Origin of the sequence: Micromonospora sp. NPDC002717 (assembly GCF_040295705.1) — a bacterium.
GTDB lineage: Bacteria > Actinomycetota > Actinomycetes > Mycobacteriales > Micromonosporaceae > Micromonospora.
In genome coordinates this window covers 94,005-112,136 of sequence record NZ_JBEOVW010000006.1, presented here as the reverse complement: position 1 = coordinate 112,136, position 18,132 = coordinate 94,005, and the positions used below count along the sequence as shown (strand labels likewise).

The 18,132-nt window shown below is 71.5% G+C and carries 7 protein-coding genes; all 7 read right to left on the bottom strand.

The window, feature by feature from the left end:
* Positions 1-56: 56 nt before the first annotated feature.
* Positions 57-2,675 (bottom strand): IPT/TIG domain-containing protein, encoded by a 2,619-nt coding sequence (locus tag ABT006_RS11400; RefSeq protein ID WP_350705678.1) that lies wholly within the window; start codon positions 2,673-2,675, stop codon positions 57-59.
* Positions 2,676-2,740: 65 nt separating this feature from the next.
* Positions 2,741-7,231 (bottom strand): hypothetical protein, encoded by a 4,491-nt coding sequence (locus ABT006_RS11395; RefSeq protein ID WP_350705300.1) that lies wholly within the window; start codon positions 7,229-7,231, stop codon positions 2,741-2,743.
* A 91-nt stretch (positions 7,232-7,322) separates the two neighbouring features.
* Complete coding sequence (locus ABT006_RS11390) at positions 7,323-10,349, bottom strand: hypothetical protein (protein WP_350705298.1); 3,027 nt, start codon at positions 10,347-10,349, stop codon at positions 7,323-7,325.
* Positions 10,346-13,501: a DUF6603 domain-containing protein gene (locus ABT006_RS11385; RefSeq protein ID WP_350705296.1), complete on the bottom strand. Its 3,156-nt coding sequence runs from the start codon at positions 13,499-13,501 to the stop codon at positions 10,346-10,348. The genes ABT006_RS11390 and ABT006_RS11385 overlap by 4 nt, the downstream gene beginning before the upstream one ends.
* Before the next feature lie 2 nt (positions 13,502-13,503).
* Complete coding sequence (locus ABT006_RS11380) at positions 13,504-15,537, bottom strand: hypothetical protein (RefSeq protein ID WP_350705295.1); 2,034 nt, start codon at positions 15,535-15,537, stop codon at positions 13,504-13,506.
* 277 nt (positions 15,538-15,814) lie between these two features.
* A complete protein-coding gene (locus tag ABT006_RS11375; protein ID WP_350705677.1) occupies positions 15,815-17,062 on the bottom strand; it encodes a globin domain-containing protein in 1,248 nt (415 codons plus the stop codon).
* 243 nt (positions 17,063-17,305) lie between these two features.
* Complete coding sequence (locus tag ABT006_RS11370) at positions 17,306-17,944, bottom strand: hypothetical protein (protein ID WP_350705294.1); 639 nt, start codon at positions 17,942-17,944, stop codon at positions 17,306-17,308.
* Positions 17,945-18,132 lie beyond the last annotated feature (188 nt).

Sequence of the window (18,132 nt, the reverse complement as noted above, 5' to 3'; positions counted from 1 at the left end):
ACGGTCCACCCGGCGTCGCACAGCATTCCGCTGAGACCGCCCTATTCTGGTCGCTCTTACGCCCCTGTTGTGGTGTCGAACCGGATGCCGCTGGAGCCTTCGCCGCGGCCCGGGCCCTTGCGGCGTGCCCGCCACAGGTGACTCCGGCCATCCGCAGACCGACCCAACGTCCACAGTCGGGTCAGTCTCACCCCTGTCCGTGGCACCTCCTCGTCATAGATTTCCAACGGCGTACCAGGTTCGAGGAGTCTTCCGCGCGGTGGGATGGCGGCGCCACCGTCTGGTTCGCGCATGGCGCCCCGCGCCAGCCATCGCCCGGTGACGCTACCGGTCCCGTCGCGGTCGAACCTGGGCAGCAGCGGAACCCAGTTGCGGGGTACCGGCGTCTGCAGCAGGTAACGCCGAGGGCCGTCGCCGTCGGGGCCCTGTCGCCCCGCCCGCCGGGTCACCTCGTTCTCGTGCAGATCCAGCGGGCGGCCGGTGCGGCTCTGGACGGTCTTCTCCACCGCCCAGGCCATGTTCGCCATCTCGTCGCGCAGCAGCAGGACATCCTCCAGCGGACGGGATTCCTGGGTTGTCGGCAGCGCGTCGAGCAGCAGCATGGCATTGCCGGCGTCCGCCGCGCCGTCGTCGCTCGCGAGCTCGAACATTCGCCAATCGGTGCCGGCCCCGTCGCCAAACGGGCTGATCGTTCTCGATACCCCGAACGCGTCGGTCACGGTTACCGACGTCAGTTCACACAGTGCCCCCACGGTCAATGCGTCCAGGGGCACAGTGAACCAGTCGTTGCCGTACACGGTGGCGAACTCGACGAGGACGAGAGTCAGCAGGTCGCTCGGCGCGGCCGCAATCGAGCCGAAGTCCACCCGGCCGTCCTCCAGCTCCCACCACCGGGGCATCGGCATTCCGGGATAGCTGACCGGATTCGGTATGGCTACGCGGGTGAACTCCTCCGGTTCCCGCCCCATCGCAGGTGCGCCCAGGGATGTCGCGGGTGTGGGGATTCGTCGGGAGAAGGAATACCAGTCGAGGTGCCCACCGTCGTGTTCCGGTGCGGCCAGCAGCAGATCGCCGGAGCCCGCAGCGAATGCGTACTCCATGCGCTGCCGGTCCCAGGCGGAGGTGTCCGCCACGGGTTCGCTGAACAGCTCGGCGCACCAGGCGTACCACTTCCGAACGGCGGTGAGGACGGCGACGCGGTCGTTACCGTTGATCGGTGGCTGGTTCGGCAGGGTCGGGTTCGCGCCCAGCGCACCCTGGTAGGCGGCATAGATCCGTCCACCGTCGGGTGCTCGACCGGCGGTGACGGCGAGAAAGCGGCGGCTGCGTGTGTCCAGCGCTGCCGGATCGGCCGGTGGCTGCAGCGGGAAAGCGCGAAGGAACCGGGCGCGGTAGTCGTCGCTCTTGCGCGCGTCGCGTAGGTTCGCGGTGATCAGACGCAGCAGGTGCAGACCCGCCTCAGCGGCCAGCCGCAGGTCGTCGAACGGGGCGGAGGCGGACCCCGTCGGAGGGATGACCCGCTCCCGTTCCACGACGGCTTCCAGGGGCACACCCGTTGGTGTGTCGTCGGGCTGGCCGTTGGCGGGCCGCCAGCGGGCCAGGGGGGTCGAGATGCCCTCCACCCGCACCGCGACCGGAGAGCCGGCGTCGCTACCGCGCAGTTCCCTCATCTGCCATTGCCTACCGAGCAGCCACAGCGCGTCGTACACCTGCGCTTGCAGCCCGAGCTGCAGCCCCTGTTGCAGGTCTGAGGTTCGGGCGTGCGGCTCGAGCCGGGTCCAGGAGGTGATCGAGGCACGGCTCTCGATCAGGATGCGGCTGGGTTGGTTCGGGAGGCTTGGTCCCCATTCGCTGGTGACGATGACGTCGCGGGAACCAGTGGTGAGCAGACCGTGCAGGTCGGGCAGTTCCGCCCGGATCTCGGTGTCGGTCCAGGACAGGATCGTCGGGGCGGTGGCATGTGGCGGCCGAGGATCAGGCGTGGCGTAGACGGCGACCAGGTCGAGGCTGCCGGCGTCGGCAGTTCCGAACGCCCGACCCTGCACGGTGATCGTGGCGCCAGGTGCCGGGATGGACGGAACCACGCCGGTCACCTGGGGCAGTTCGCCGAGCAGGAAGGCCGCCGGTTCGGTACGCCCCCACGCGGTGGTTATCACCAGAGGGCGGTCACCGGCGCCGTCGAGCGCGGTGAGGGCGGGGACCTGCACGGTCACCGCCGTCGGGGTCCACGCCTCGATGAACGCCGGCACGTCCCGGGGGCCCGGCGCCCGAAACAGGACCGTCGAGCCGGCGCCGCGCCGGCCGAAGCGTTCGCCGGTGACGGTGATGGTGGTGTTCTCGAGTCCGCGTGCCGGGTCGACGGTGGTGATCGCCGGTGGAGCCGCCTCCTCGATGACAAACGGCGCTGGAGCGCTGTCGCCCGCGTCAGTGTGTACGACAACCTCGAGCGGTCCGCCGGATCCGAACGACACCAGCGACGGAACGCGGACGACGATGCCGGTGGCGGACCAACTGTCGACCGTTCCGATCACCGGCGCGGCTGTCCCGTCGGGGACGCGGAACCGTACGGCTGAGGCTTCCGTACGGTCGCCGAAGGCGGTCCCGGCCAAGGTGAGCGGGGTCCCGGCCGGTGCCGACGCCGGGGTGACGGTATCCAGCCGCGGCGCGTCAGGCATGTTGTGGTCCCTTTCAGGCATCGTGCGGGTGAGCGGATGGGCGGTTGCCGGGGCGCGACGCGTGGTCAGGCCAGCGGCACTCCCCTGCCGGCCAGGAAATCGGTGGCAACGGTGACCCCCTTGCCGTTGTAGGCCAGGTATGTCGCCGGCAGGAACTGGCCCGCCTCCTGCAGCGAATCCAGGTCGACCATCCGCAGCTTCGCCAGGTCGAGGGTGTCCTCGACCGTCGCGCGCAGGGTCTGCAAGGTCCACTCCTCGCCCGGCCGTGGCGGCACAGCGACGACGATCGCCTGCGGTGGCGTGGCGTTGGGCTGGTCGTAGTGCAGCGCCAGACCCGTGGTCTTCGCCCGCGCGGGCAGCACCTCGCTGTACTGCTCGATCATCAGACCGGTCAGCGTCGCGGCCGGGCGCAGCTTGCCGGCGGGTAGCAGCGCCACGACCGAGACCTGCCCCTTCGGTGGTGTGGTCCCGAACGGCAGGCCCAGCCAGCGGTCTCCCGGCGTGGCGGGAAGCTGGGCAACCGCGAAGGCGAGCGGGTCGACGCCGCCGAGCGCGTCGGCGTAGAGCATCAGGTCACCCAGACGTTGGGCACCGTCACGAACCCTGGCGAGTTGCTGGAACCAGCGGGTGGCGGCGAACGGGTCGCCCGCCAGCAGCGTCTCGGTGGTGGGGAACCCGACGTCGACCTGGGCCGGGTCTCCGGCTGGCGGCGCGGTGTAGCGGGGCAGGGCCCGAAAGTCGCTGCCGAAGACCGCACGCAGCCGGGCGAGCGCGTCAGCAACGCTGCCGGCTGTGTCGTCGGGTGTCGGTGCGGGCAGCCCGTCGAGCTGGTTGAGCCGGCGGCGCACCTCCGTGGCGACGACCGCGGCCTGCGTCAGCAGATCCGTCCGGGCCGAGGGCGTGTCACCGGACGCGGACACCGGCACTGCGCCCGGCACGCCCAGTGCGCTGGCCGCCAGCAGCGCCGCCCGCATCGGCTCGCCGGCGGGCACGGCCATGGCGCTGGCCAGGGCGGTCTCCGCGGTGTGCAACGCGGCTACAGCCCCGTCGGCTCGGGCCCGCAGCTCGGCGAGGTCGACGACGGCGGTGCCGGGCCCTTCGGGCAGGGACAGGTCGTCCGGGGTGATGGGACGCGCGCCGGCGATGGTCTCCCGCACCGCCTGCGCCAGCTCCATCAGTTCGAGCAGGCCGACCTTGTGTGGGAGTTCGGGTTCCCGGCTTGCCGTCACCTGGATGCGGGCGTCCGCCGGTATGGTGGTGGGTCTCGTGCGAGCCGCGTGGTAGACGATGCGCTGCTCCAGTTCGGACAGCTGGTGTTGCTCGGCGGCCACGGCCGCGTAGACCAGGTCCAGCGGGGACAGCGCCGGCGTGAGCTGGTCGAGTCGGCGTTCCTGTTCGTCGAGCACGTCGCCGCTGGCCGGATCGAGGTAACGCACGCGGTAGTGGACCCGCTTCGGGTCGCCGAGCAGCCGGCCGGCCCATGCGTCCAGCCGGGGTTCCGCGGCCGCCCGACGGGCGTACCCGGCGTCCGGGGCCCAGCCGGGCGCGGCGGGGAGGTCACCGGGCAACAGCACCGCGAGCCGGTGGGTGGCGGCGGTGCCCGAGTGCGGAGTGTAGATGGCCTCCAGTTCCGGCAGTGCACCATCGGGGTGGGCGGCGGCGCGCAGGGCGGCGGCGGAGCGGTCGGCGTTGCCCCGGCCCAACTGGAATACGCCCTCGGTGAGGAGGATGTCGCCCAGGGCGTCCACGGCGTCGTCAATTTGCGCGAACACCGGCTGCAGGGCATCGCTGGCCGGCCAGCCGGGGGCGGGTACGCGGCCGGCGGCCACCCACCGGCGGTGCAGGTCGAGGCCGTCCGCGACGTTGCGGGTTGCCACGGCCTCCGCGGCTGTCCCGGGCGGAGCGGTGCCGGTGACCGGAAGCGGGGCCAGGGCCCGGAAGTCGTCGATGAACCGGGCCAGGCCGCTCTCCTGCAGCAGCCGTTCGAAGCGGTAGCCGAGCAGGGCGCCGAGTTGCTGGCCGGCGCGGACCCCGTCGAGGAGCGACAGGGCCGCCCGCACCCGTTCGGATGACAGGTCGATCCCGAAGGGGTGGCGTAGGCCGCTGCCGTCGGGGTGGGAGCGGTAGCCGCTGGCGAGGATCGCCGCTGCGGTGGCGTGCGCCGGTGAGGGTGTGTGGACGTAGCCGGCGCTGGTGCCGCCGTCGCCGCGGCGGATGTCCTCGACAATGCCGTACGCACCCAGGTGAACTCCCCCGGCGCCCTGGTCGCCCCGGAGGGCGTGCAGCCGGCGCTGCGCGAACGACGTGATCCACGCGTCCAGGCGGTACGCGCACAGGTCGAGGGTTTCCGCAGCGACCTGCTCCAGGACGTGCACGGGCGCGCCGGCGAGCCCTTCGATCGCCGCCTGGACGGTGGCCAGCGGCGGTTGGGGGTTGGCGTCGAGCAGGTCACCCTTCGCGACACCGGTCGCGGAGGTGGCGGTGAGCCGCTCCCAGACCATCCGGGGACGGGGCGCGGCGAGATTGTCGTCGATCTCGTCGATGCCGTACATGCTGGGTTCGCCGCCGTGCCATGGCTCGACCGGTTCGAGCTGCGCGGCGGCGAACAGGTAGGCCACCAGCAGGGAGTGGCGCAGCAGCAGGTACAGCAGAGGCCGCTCGTCCAGCGGGAACGCGTCCTCGCGCAGGTCCCGCCAGCCGGCCTCGCGGAGCAGGGTGAGCCAGTCGGTGGTCGGCGGCTGGGACCGGTCGCCACCGGATTGCACCAGCGGGAACGGCACCGGGAAGTAGTTCGCGGCGAACACCGTCTGCTCGAGGTTCGGGTGGGCCTCGGGCAGACCGTGCGCGTCGAGGGCGGCGCGGGCCAGCGACGCCTGTTCGGTGCGCCACTGGGTGGACAGGCGGTTGCCGATGAATCGCCACGCGGCGTCGACGAAGGACATGGTCAGTACGCTGCGGCCGCGGAAACTCACCGAGGTGGGCTGCGCCGACAGCACCGTGAGCAGCGGGTTCTCGCTGGACGTTCCGCCGGGGGGCTGGTCGCCGATGCGGGGCACCGACGCCACGGAGGCCCTCCAGACCGGACGCAACGAGTCGCGCAGGAACATCGCGAGGGTGGCGACAGGGGCAGGCTCGTCGCCCGGTGCCCACTGGTCCAGCGGCAGGACCGGCAGCAGACCGTACGGCTGCTCGCCGACGCGCAGCACCGGCTGGGGGCCGGCGCCACGTACCCAGTCGGTGAAGTGCTCGCGCACGGGTTCGACGGCGTCGGGCGGGACGACCGGCGCGAACATGTGCGCCAGGAAGTACCCGAAGGTCGCCGGCCACAGGGCGGTGTTCATGTCGCGTCGGGCGCGGCGCAGGGCGGCGCCGTCGTCAGCGGACGGCGTCGCGGCGAACACCCCGACGTCGTCCACGGCGAGTCCGAGTGTCCACGCGGTGGCGGCGGCGTTGCCGGCCTCCGCCACTGGTGTCGGGGTGTCCGGTGGGCGGGTGACGTCACCGGGGCCGGTGCCGGCGTCCGGGGTGAGGTTCGTCGGGGTGCCCTCGTTGAGGAAGCCGAGCCCTCGGGTGTACCGGTGCGCGGCGAGGGTGTCGGCGAGTTCACGGGCGCCCTGGTCGGGGGTGAGTGACGTTTCGGCGCCCACGACGACGAGTCGGGCGATCCGCTCCGGTGGCGGGTCGGGCAGCCGCAGCTTCATCGCCATGCCCCGGGCGTGTGCCTCGTCGAAGTCCACCATCCAGCTCATCCCCGGGTCACGGCTGGGGTCGCCGGCGGTAGCGGTCAGGTCCGGACCGATGGGCAGTTCGAACGGGATCGGCTGGCCGTGCTGCTGCGCGATGACGTTCCCCGCGTCGTCGTAGGCGGTCGCGTACAGCCGCCGGGGCAGGAGTCGGGTACGGGCCGGCCGCCCCCACGGGCTGTCCCGCACCACGACCGTCCCGGCCAGGGTGGCTCGGACGATCCATTCGGCGCGCGGCGCGCCGAACCGGGTCGTCAGGTCCATCCAGACGTCGTCGCGGTCGCCGCCAGCGTCGCGGTAGCGGCGTCCGAGTTGGGCCTCCTCCGCGGTGAGCCGTTCGTCGTGGCTGTTCACGTGCACCACGTCGGGCAGGACCCGTACCCACAGTTCCCGCCCGTCGGCCATGAACCGGGTCTGCACGCCCAGCGGCAGCAGCGACACCGGCGCGGCGGACAGCCGCAGGGTGTCCTCCAGCGTCACGCTCATCGCGGCGCTCGTGCCGTTGCCGGTGCGTACCCGCACCTGTTTCGGCCCCGGGGCTCCGGTGGCGTCGGGGAACGCGAACCGGATCTGCCCGTCGGCCCAGGTGATGATCCGTGCCGACATCGTCGAACCGCTGTCGGTGCTGACGAGCACGGCCGCCGCGGTGTCGGTGCCGGAGCCGAATCCGGTTCCGGTGGCGACGAGGTGGTCGCCGGGCAGTGCCTGTGCGGGGTCGGTGGGGCGGGCCGGCGCGCTGATCCGGGTGAGCGCCGGCGGTGGCGGAGGTGTGGGTTTGGTTGCCGGCGTCGGCTTCTGCGGCGGCCTGGTCACGGTGTCCTCGGCTTCTGCTGGCGGGCGTCGGCGGGCCGGGTCTCCCAGGAGTTGGCTGCCCCGGTCAGACGCGGCCCGACAGGCTCGATGATCATGGGTTGGGCAGGGCGGTACGGGCGTGGATCGCGACCCGCATCGGCCGCTGGTAGGTGATGGCGGCCATCTGTGCGGCGTCGGCGCCCCAGGTGGCGGTGGGCAGGGCACGACCGGAAAGGACGGGCAGAGTCGTCGGTGTGGTCGCCAGCGGCCCGGCCACCGCAGCGTGGGTGACGGTGGAGCCGGCGGGGCTCACGTGGGACCAGTCCAGGTCGGACCAGCTGTTCGGTGTCGTCGGCGACGGGCCGGGTGGTTCGTCGAGCCCGAACCGCGGGGCGGTGGGCTGTTCCTGGATGACGAAGAACCAGCCGAGGTCGCCGTCGCCGCCGCGTGCGGCATCGACGGTGAGGTCGAAGCCCAGGTAGGTGACGTCGGGGTCGATGGTGCCGCGGAACTGGGGGTAGCGCTGTATCGGGCCCGGGGTGGGTATGGGCCTGCCGTCAGGGCCGGGGACCGGCGCGCCGGTGGCGTCGATTTTCGGCACCGCCTTGGCGGCGTACACGACGGTGTGTGGGTAGCGCAGCAGCAGCCGACCTCTGATCATCAGCACGAGCATGCCGGGACCGCCGACCGCTGTGGCGTTGTCGCCGAGGTCCGCGGTCCAGCTCTCGATCGGTGATAGTTGCGACGGCGGGTCGCCGGCCTGGTCGGGGTTTCCCCGAACGTCCCAGAACCGGTCGGCGAAGGTTCCGCCCGGGTCGGTGGGCAATCCTCGCCACAGCAGTTCCCGGCTGAGTTCGTGGTTGAGCCCGATCATGTACGCCTCGATGAAGCGGGAGTTGCCGACCAGGACCGCCACGCTGTCGTCGGCGATGCCGTCGATCCCGGGCAGCATCATCTGGCGGTCCACGGCGGCGAGCGGTCCGCTCATCGGCTGTGGGAACCGGGGCGCCGCCGCGCGGGGCCGCAGCGGATCGCCGGTGGCGGGTGCCGCCGGTACGAGGCCGACCACCTCGCGGGCGACGCTCGTGTCCGGCTCCAGTTGTCCGCCCGCGTCCACCAGCGCCGCCGCGACCGCGGGGAGGCTGAGCTCGGGACCCGCCGCTGCCAGCGCCGCCACGGTGGTGGGCAGGTGCTGCAGCAGGAACTCCGCGGCGGCCTGGAACCGGTTGTTGATGCCGAGGAGCCGATCCCCACGCCGTCCCGGCTCGTCGATCTGCCACCGGTCGTCCGCCGGCAGCAGCAGCCCGGCCACCCGGTTCGCCGCCTCTGCCGTCAGGAGAGCAGGCCGCCCCTCGACGTCCCCTGCGCCTTCGGCCGGGTCGGCGTCGGGTGGTGGGGGCGGCGGGTAGGGGTCATCGCCGACGTAGAAGCCGCCATCGGCGTCGTCTCCCGCGATCTTCCGCCAGCCACCGGCATGCGGCACGTTCTCGCGCAGGTGCAGCATCCGCGGCCGGTTCTGGCCACCGGCCCGGTCGCCCACCTCGTCGAAGTCGGCGCCGCCCCGCGGTGGGCGGATCGGCACCCGCAGTCGGCCCCGGGACAATCCCGCGGCCAGTTCGGCGGTGGCGTCCCGGGCCGAGCCGGGTAGCCGGCGACCCAGCGGACCCGCCGGACGAACCGCGCGACGAAACGGCGCGGACAGCGCCGCCGGCGGGAAGACGCTGGCCTTCACGCTGGCTCGCAGGGTGTGCCGGGCACCGGGGTCGGGCGGGGACCCGTCGGGCGTGAGGCGGACCCGGCTGTGCACCGGCGCGGTGACCCGCACGGCCGTGTCGGGAGGCAGCCCGTCCAGGTGCTTGTCGCGGACCGCCGCAGCCGTCGCCCGGGCCAACTGCGCCTGGCGCAGCAGGCTGTTGGCCCGTTCCAGTTCGCCGGCCTGTTCCCACGCCGAGGCCATCAGCTGTTCCTGATTGTCCTGCACCACCCGGGCCCCCAGGGCCGCTGCCGCCCGCCAACCCGGGTCCAGGTTCAGCTCCCGCAGCCAAGGCCGGCCCGTCTCCGGCAGCACGTCCGGCGTGCCGGCCTGGTACGCGCCGTAGATGGGTGGGCGCAGCACGGTGAGGTCCACCCCGGGCGGCGCCTCGATCAGCTCCTCCAGCCGCTGCGCAACCGGTTCCTGCACGCCAGGCGGCCATTCCCGGGCCGGCAGGTCGGGTGAGGTGAGCGCGCCCTCGAACGGCAACACGGTCGGTACGGCCAACGCCAGGTCGGCGAGGTCGGGGCCGGCGGCGGAGATGTCGACCGGCAATGCGCCGACGTCCGCGCCGAGCGGACGGGGACGCAACCGCCGTACCAAGGTCTCGAAGTCCCCGACCTCGGCCGTGGTGAACTCCCAATGGTCGTACACCGGCAGTTCGACGTTCCCCGTCGCGTCCTGCCAGCCGCCCGGTGGCGGCCACGCCAACTCGGCGTCGGGGACGACCGGCTGGCCGAGGCCCGCCTGCACACCGGCCCGGTACACCGGCACGAGGCACGCCACGTACGCCGTGTGCGGCTGTAGCCGGCGAGGACACACCAGCCGGGACAGGGTCAACTCGGGTGACCGTCCGTCCAGCGCCTGCTGTGGCGCGGTGGCACCCCCGGCGATCTGGGCGTGGGCCCATGCCCACGACTCGGTCAGGTCCGGTAGCTCGTCGCGGGCGTCGCCTGCGGTCAGGCGCAGCGACGGCAGCGGCCGGCGCGGGTCCACCACGATCTGCGCGACCTCCCGCCGCAGCACCACCAGCGTCAGCCAGGGGCGCAGCCGGTCGCCGCCGGGCTGCGGGCTGAGCAACCACGGCAGCTCCGGAGCGTCGAACTCCACCAACGGGAAGTAGTTGGGCTCGAAGTCGGTGGTTCCCGGCCTTGGTTCCCGGCGGATGATCTGGCTGGTGTCCAGTCCGACCACGTCACCCGGGCCGTACAGGCGCACCGTCCGGCTGATGCCTTCGGTGCCGGATTGTCCTCGCGCGACGGTGAGGGCCACGGGCAGTCGCACCGCCGCGTCATGGGCCGGCGCGGCGTCCTGGGTGGGAATGGCCGCGGCCAGCCCTTGCCGGGACCAGGCGAGAAACCGGTAACTGCCCGCAGGGTCCGTCATGCCAGCTCCAGTTCCTCGGCCCGTACGATTTGCAGCTCGCCCCGGTCGGCCCGGCCGCGCAGCTGCTCCGCGGCAGCGGTGTAGCTGCCGTCCAGCCCGTCCAGCGGGACCGGGGTGAGCGTGTCCCGGTCGACCACCACGTAGGTGGGGTCGGCCACGACCGGCCCCGGCACGGGCGGCGCGAACTTCGCCCGCCCCTGCTCCCGGGATGGCGCCATGCCGGCGGGCCCGTGCTGGGCCATGGCGGCCACCTGCCCGCCACTCGGGGTGTAGTGCTCGTCAAGCCGTTCGGCGGTGGGCTCGTCGACGTCGAGGATGACCGACTGTTCGTAGTCCAGCGGCATGTCCTGGACGTATCCGACGGCGATCGCGGTGTCCGGGGCGAGGCGGACGCCGGAGATCATTCGCTCGTAGCCGGGGCTTGCCAGCTTCTCCGCGTCACTCATCTGCCGGAACTGCGCGGGTGCGAAATATTCGGTGGCCACGCCGACGATGTCCAGTCCGTCGGCGGCCACGATCGCGAAGCGGTCGTAGTCCTTCGGCGGGACCGAGCCGAACAGGCCCAGGGTCCGCTGCAGCGGCACCAGTTGCTGGGAGACCGTCAGCGTGCCCAACGGATGCGCGGTCAGTTCGCCGTCCCCCGCACCGTCGCGCAGCACCACCAGCCGGCTGCCTTGCGACGGCAACTGTGCGCTCCAGTTGGCGTCGGCGGTGAGGCTGTCGCGCAGGATCGGCCACACCTCCTGCCGCTGCACGGCCGGTACGTCCTGTACGCGGCCGAACTGTGCCCGGAACGGCAGCGAGAAACTCACGAAGAAGATCTTGAACGTGGCCTCGCCCCAGATCACCCACGGCGACGGTCCGGTCAGGTACACGTGGATGTTCAGACCCATCAGGGTGGTCGCGCCACGCTTGAGCGCGAGCTGCGCGTAGATCTCCGCGAGCAGCCGGAACGGCGCGAACTGGATCAGGGTGTCGAACCCGAGGTTGCCTTCGAGGCTGAACCCACCGACCTCCACAGCCAACTCGAGCCGGGCGCCCACCTGGACCGTGTTGGACGTCAACGCGAAGTACGTCTCCATCCGAAGCCGCGGGTTCTTCCCCGTCGAGAGGGCCAGGGTCAGGCGGCGCAGCGCCGGGAAGCCGGGCGGCGGCGTGTACGCCGGATGGAACCCGCCCAGCGCCATGGCGAAGTCCGGGTTGGCGCCCCAGTTCGCCCGCGCGGCCATGTCACCGGTCAGCGCGAACGGCCCGACCGTCGAGTCGTACAGGGTGGCGTCGACGGACAGCTCACCGCGGTCGAAGTCGACAACACCGACCACGTCGAGGTTGATGGCCACGATCGGGTGATCGGGATCGGGCAGCGCGGCCCGGATCCGGCCGAGAACGATCAGCCGCACCGGCGACGGCAGCTCCAGGATCAGCGCGAGCTCGATGGTGACCAGCGTGACCGGAGCGCCCCACCCGATCAGCGCCATCGGGCCGAACACGTGCTGGCCGCCCGCTGGCGGGAACACCGACTGGAGCGCGCTGACGATCTGGGGGGCGCGCGGTGTCGGGTCGTCCGGGGAGAACAGGATCGCGTCCAGGGTGCGGTTGCGAACCCCGGCGCGCAGGACGTCGACGGCCACGGTGCGGTTGATGCCCAGCAGGCCACCCACCGCGTTGAGGCTGAACCCGAAACCCAACTGGATCGGAGTGAACCCGGACGCCTGGACGATCACCAGCAGCGAGACGCCCCGCGATCCGTCCGGCAGGCGTGTGGTGAGCAGTCCGACCGCGTTGAGGGTGAGCTTCTCGAACTGCAGGTGCAGTCCGCCGGCGTACTGCTCTTTGACCGGGTCGAAGAAGAGGAAGCCGCCGCCGGAGACGGCGGGCGCCTCGATGGCCACCACGATCTCGGTGGGCGGGATGAACACCAGCGCGCCGTCGGCGCCCATGCCGAGGCCGAAGCGGCCGGCCCCCAAGGTCACCGGCCCGAGCCTGGCGACCAGTGTGTCCCGCACCCGGACACCGCCGGCCGGCAGGATCAGTGAGCCGTCGGAACCGATGCCGAACTCGTCGAACTCGACCGTCGGCCAGGTGATCGCGGGCGCACCGAACCGCACGCTCACGACTCCGGAGAACAGGAAGCGTACGACGCCGTCCGCGATCTCGACGCGCAGGGCCCGAAGTCCGAGCCTCGCCACGTCAGCCAACTCGACGGAGACGAGGTCCTGCGGATCGTCGGAGGCGCCGGGCGGCTGGGCCGCGGACAACGCACCGCTCACCTGCCGGCCGGCGGCGAACCCCACATCGACGGCGACCCACTTCTCCTCCCCGGCCTGCTCCAACGGCGTCAGCCGCAGGTCGACGCCGAACCGCGCGGTCCGCACCGTGTTGCGGTCGATGTCGAGCTCGAAGGTACGGAAGCGGTACCGGAAACCGAACAAGGTTCCGGTGACGGGATGCTGCGCGTCGGCGCTGGCGCTCAGCCGGCCCGTGAACCCCTCGGCGTCGATGGCGGCCTCGCTCAGCTCGAGCCGCAGCTCCGCCCCCGGGTCACTGTGCAGGTACTCGTCGGGCAGCGTGACGGAGAGCAGGTCGATCGCCAGTCCGTGGAAATCCGGGCGTTCACTCAGCCAGCCCGGCGGGTCGATCCCCCCGAAGACGGGCCGCACGTCGTGGGCTTCGACCACGATGTCGGTGTCCGCGACGTACGCCGGTGCCAGCGAGGCGCCCTCGAACCGCTCCAGAGTGAAACCGTCGCCGGACACCCGCACATCGGCGGTGATGGTGATCGACGCGGGGTCACCGGTGGCCACGTCACGCAGGATGTCGCCGCGCAGCCGCAGCCCCAGGGTCACCTCCTCGAGCAGGATCGACGGCTCGGCGCCGATGGTCACGGTTGCCCGAACCCCGGTCCAGCCTGCTCCGGCCGAGCCCAGGACCAGGGCGATCGCGTCGGTGCCCGGCGGGGTGAGCGCCAGCTCGCCCTCGAATGCCAGCTCGAACGCCACCACCAGCGCGGTGTCGTCGAACGCGGCGTCGGCGCTGAGGTAGTAGATCCCTTCGAAGGCGTCGGGCGGCAGCATCGAGACCAGCGGGAAGTCCGTGGCGGCGAGCGCCTCGCCGAGCGGGTACAGCGCCCGACCGTCCACCTCTATGGCCATGCTCATTCCGTCCAGTTCGCGGTGGTCCAGATGGCCTGTTCGGCGCCGTGCCACTCGATGCGCCGGCTACCGGCAGGTCCCTGGATGGCACAGTTCCGCTCGCCACCCTGATCGATGATCCGGATGGCGGTGACGACACCGCCGGTGCGTACGTAGCCGAGAAAGACCGGCGAATGTCCGTATTCGTTCATGACGTGAGCGGTGGCGCTGGTCTGGGTGGCCTTGATGCCCTCGAAGTCCGCATCGTCGTACCAGAACTGCAGCACCGCCCCCGGCTCCAGCCCGGTCAGCATGCCGCCAGCGATCCGGTCGAAGTAGGCGTCGTCGCTCTCGCCCGCGTTGCGGGTCGGATCGAGGTGGTAGCTGGCGGCCAGGCCGCTCGCCACCAACGCGCCCGCACCACCGCGTCCGATGTGGGCGGTGGGGAAGTTGCGTTTGGTGCCACCGGCGTGGAACAGATCGATTCGGCTCTGCCACAGGTGGTGGGCCAGCTGACCGCCGTCGAAGATCGTGGTCCGGTGGGTGCTGCCGCCGATGTTCTGGGCCGGAACCGGGTTGGGAAAGAACGCCTGCAGCACCGGGATCATCCGCGTCGCGCCGACACCCGGTTCGCTGTTCGGCAACGGCTGATTGTTCTGCAGAATGCTCGCTCGTGCATGCACCGAAGCGGGCAGAGCGGCCCAGGCGTCGTTGATCAGCCGGATCGTTTCCGCGTTGGTGGCGCTTCGCCCGAAGTTCAGCCGGCCACCACAGATTCGGTTGTCCACGAGCGCCCGAACAGAACGCCGCATCGACATGAACGTGCAGCGATATCCTCCGGGTCGGTCGCGCGGCTCGACCAGCATCGCCTCCCGCATCCGGAGCCGAAGCTGGATATGCGGGGCGGGCGTGGCGGCGAAGTCCACGGCGATCGGTGCGTCCGCCGCCGGCAACCGCCACACGTCCGAGGCGGCCCCGTCGATCCACCGCATGCCGCCCACGATCGAGACGCGGACGTCAGTTACCGGTGCGTCAGCGGGGTAACTCCAGAAGAACATTCCGTGCGCCGGCAGCCGCTGGGTCGCCAGCTCGGTGTCGGCGGCGTCAGCCACGCGTACCCGTTGGGCGGGGAAGCGGACCGAGCAGTCGGCGACCGGTTTCCAGACCCGGGTAAAGCGAACGGCACGATAGACCGGTGTGGTGCCGCCGGTCGCCAGGACCGCATCCGGCACGACCGCGCCCGCGGCGCCGTCGGTGAGCTGCGGCCGCAGCACCCGCAGCACGTGGCGGGCGGGGATGGCACCATTTGCGGCATGGGCGGGGTCGTCGAGGTCGATACCCGGGGTGAGGGCGTTGAACGCACTCGACAAGCCGTCCTTCGGGGCGGGCCGGCTGGCCATCGTGATCCGCAGCGCGACATTCAACTGCGCGTCGACGGGATGCACGGTCGGCATCGCGTTGGCGATCCGGTCGTCGGCTGCGGCCGACGCGCCGGGACGCAGGATCGGCTCGTAGCGTCCCTCGAGGAATCGCGCGACGGCGTGCTGCGCCCAGTTGGCGTGGGTCGGTGGGATGGACGGCGTGCCTCCGACTCGGCCCCGGTGCAGCGCCGTCCGTAGCGTATTGAAGAGGAATTCCTCGGAGATGCGGACCGGCCCGTACCACACGACGGCCGGCAGGATCTCCAGACCGCCACGCACGGCGGGGTCGTTCATCGCGGTGGCGGCTTCGAGATCCACGGCGACCCGGATCGTGCCGACGGTGCGCCACTTGGCGTACTCGGCGGAGGTGAACTGCACGGCGCTGGGCTCCGGCGTGATCCCCGGCGCCGCCGGATCGGGGATGAAGCGCAGGCGCCCCGGAAACAACGGCCGAACTTGCGGCAGTGGTAACCCGGCCGTCAGCCGGAACGCCAACTGCATCGCCTGCGGAAATGGGCCGCCGGCGATCGGGGCCGCGGCGAAGGCGACATCGGAGGCAGTGAGTGACGGGGCGCTGATCCGTCCCTGATCGGCCGCGGAGAACGGGAATAGAAGGAAGCCGCTCCTGATCGGCATGCGAGCCCCTTCCGTGCCACGCTGGCGTTAGGTGATCCCGTTCTGAGATCGTTCAGGTGGCCGAGATCTGCTGTCAAGACGACCGATCGTTCCGCAGAGATCCGACGCAACGGTTGTGCCTGCGGAGCCTGAGATGCGGCTCCGTCGCTCCATCGTCGACGTTCGGGCCCGAGCGGTCAGTCCCTCCCTCCGTCGAACAGCCATCTTGGAGGGACCGCGACCTCCGGCAATCCTGGTGCGGGCGGACGCCGCCTGCCGGGCCGGTTTCCGGCTGAGCCTACTGCCGGTCGCACCGGATGTGGTCGGGCTCGACGCCGAGGTCGGCCAGGCGGTGGGCCAGTTCCGTGACCATGGCCGCCGGTCCGGCGAGGTAGGCGTCGTGTCCGCCCCAGCCGCCGTAGCGGGTCACGACGTCCACCACCGTGCCGGATTCGTATGAGCCGGCGTCACCGTCGGAGACCGCCAGCACCAGGCGGAGCCACGGGAAGCGGTCCGCGGACGAGCGGAGCGATTCGAGATCGTACAGGTCGTCCCGGGTGCGGGCGCCGAAGAACAGCCAGGTTGTCGGCGGGCTGGCCGTACGGGCCAGCCCGCCCAGCAGCGCCTGGATCGTGGCCAGACCGGTGCCGCCAGCGACCAGCAGCACGCCGTTACCCGAGGCGGTTGCGAGGGTCGTGATGCCGCGCGCCGGGCCGAGCCGAAGCACATCACCCACGGCGGTCTTGTGCACCAGGACGTCGCTGAGCCGGCCGGCGCCTGTCGCCCGCACATGGAGCTCCAGCACTCCGTCGCCGCCGGGAGGGTTGGCCATGGAGTAGGACCGCCAGGTGCGCGGCAGCCGCCCGGATCCGACCGTGGCGTACTGCCCGGCCCGGTAGTCGTACGCCTCGGCGGTGCGTACCCGCAGGACTGCCAGGTCGGGGCCGCGCAGCTCGTGGTGGACCACGGTGCCCTCGATGTACGGCGGCGCGGAGAGCTCCCCCGTGGCGGCGCTGCTCATCACGCCGGCCAGAAACCGGTACGCCCGTGACCAGGCGTCGTCGTGGTCGGGACGCCAGGCGGCGCCGGCGCGAGCCCGCAGCGTCTCCATCAGCGCCGCACCGAACGGCTGGTAGTGGCTGGCGCGTACGCCGAGCTTGCGGTGCGCCCGGCCAAGCTCCTCGAAGACCGGCACGATGATCTCCGGCTGGTCCAGCCCTTCGATGAGCTGCCGCACCGACCAGGCGAGCTGGTCGCGTTGGGCCGCGAGCGAGTCGGGGAACAGCGACCTCAGGTGCGGTCCGTCCCGGAACAGCGCCGCGTACAGGTACGTCAGCGTGTCGGTGAGCGGCTCCAGCAACGCGAGGCTCTCCCGTAGCAGCCGCTGGTCGTCCACTCGTTGCGGCCAGGCCGCCAGCAGCGCCCCGGCGGACGCCTCCCGCTCGTCCGGTGCCGGGCCGTCCCCACGCATTCTTCGGCGCAGCATCATGGAATGGTGCAGGCCGAGCAGATCGTGGTAGTCGTACGCGTGGTCCTTCTCCCTCATGATCACGCCGGAATGCTAGGCGCGGCCCGCTGGTAAAGCGCCTCTCATCAGGACAAATGTGCGATCTACCACCGCTTGTAGTAGTCGGGGCGGACGGCCCTTCCACGAACCGACCGGTCCGTGCTAGGCCCTGTTTTCGTCAACCTGGCGGCGGTCCGTGGGGCCGAGGGCTTGGCGTTACCCTCGTGAACCCCCGGCCTCCTGGATGGTGGAGGAGACCGGGGGCGCTCGGGTCGGCAGCGGTCAGGCGGTGATGCGGTTCTTCGTCGGCTCGGGAGCGGCGAACACCTCGGTGGCCGGGGTGCGGAAGGCGTGCACCAGGCCGGCGATCGACAGCAGCAGGAGCAGCCCCGCCCCGATGAACGTCACCAGAGCGGCCTGCCCGGCCTTACGGCCGAACTCACTGAAGCCGTACGAGGTGAGCAGCATGCCGCGCAGCGTCTCGCCCTTGAACACGGTCTCCCGCTGGCCGCTGACCTCCGCCAACTGCTTCTGCAGGTCGGCCAGGGCCGGGTCGTTGGTCTGCGTGGCCTGCTCGACCCTGGCCCGCAGCTCGCTCTCCGGCGCGCCGAGGTCGGCGTACGTCTTCCCACCGGCCATGGACTTCAGGTGCAGCCCGATGAACTCGTTGGCGTAGCACTCGGCCTGCTTGCCGGTGGTCATCTTCTGGCCGGCGTACTCGACCAGGCAGTCCGCCTTCTTCTCCTCGTCGGTCAGCTTGTCGGCCGGCTTGAAGGTGATGTGCTGCGCGCCGAGCTGGTCGCGTACGTAGTCGTTGGCGAAGTTCGCGTTCGTGGTGAGGACGAGGCCGGCGATGAGCAGCAGGACGGTCAGGCCCAGCCCGCCCATGCTGAACAGCAGGTCCAGGGTGCGTCGCTTCATGTCGGAACTCCCGTGAGGATGGCAACGTCCGTTGGTGTCGCGTTTCATCCTGGATCACATGGCGGCCCCTTGGCAGGGCCGAACCACCTGTCCGGTCCATGACCTTCGACTCCCCCGCCCCGGGCCGTCCGGCCACCTCAGGGCCATTCCTCGGCCCGGTCGCCGTCGCTCGCGGCGGCCGGTCGCCG

What these genes read in the sequence shown, in the direction of transcription:
- ABT006_RS11375 (WP_350705677.1), bottom strand. Translation starts at nt 17,062, where the DNA reads ATGAGGGAGAAGGACCACGCGTACGACTACCACGATCTGCTCGGCCTG.
- ABT006_RS11385 (WP_350705296.1), bottom strand. Translation starts at nt 13,501, where the DNA reads ATGGCCATAGAGGTGGACGGTCGGGCGCTGTACCCGCTCGGCGAGGCG.
- ABT006_RS11380 (WP_350705295.1), bottom strand. Translation starts at nt 15,537, where the DNA reads ATGCCGATCAGGAGCGGCTTCCTTCTATTCCCGTTCTCCGCGGCCGAT.
- ABT006_RS11370 (WP_350705294.1), bottom strand. Translation starts at nt 17,944, where the DNA reads ATGAAGCGACGCACCCTGGACCTGCTGTTCAGCATGGGCGGGCTGGGC.
- ABT006_RS11390 (WP_350705298.1), bottom strand. Translation starts at nt 10,349, where the DNA reads ATGACGGACCCTGCGGGCAGTTACCGGTTTCTCGCCTGGTCCCGGCAA.
- ABT006_RS11400 (WP_350705678.1), bottom strand. Translation starts at nt 2,675, where the DNA reads ATGCCTGACGCGCCGCGGCTGGATACCGTCACCCCGGCGTCGGCACCG.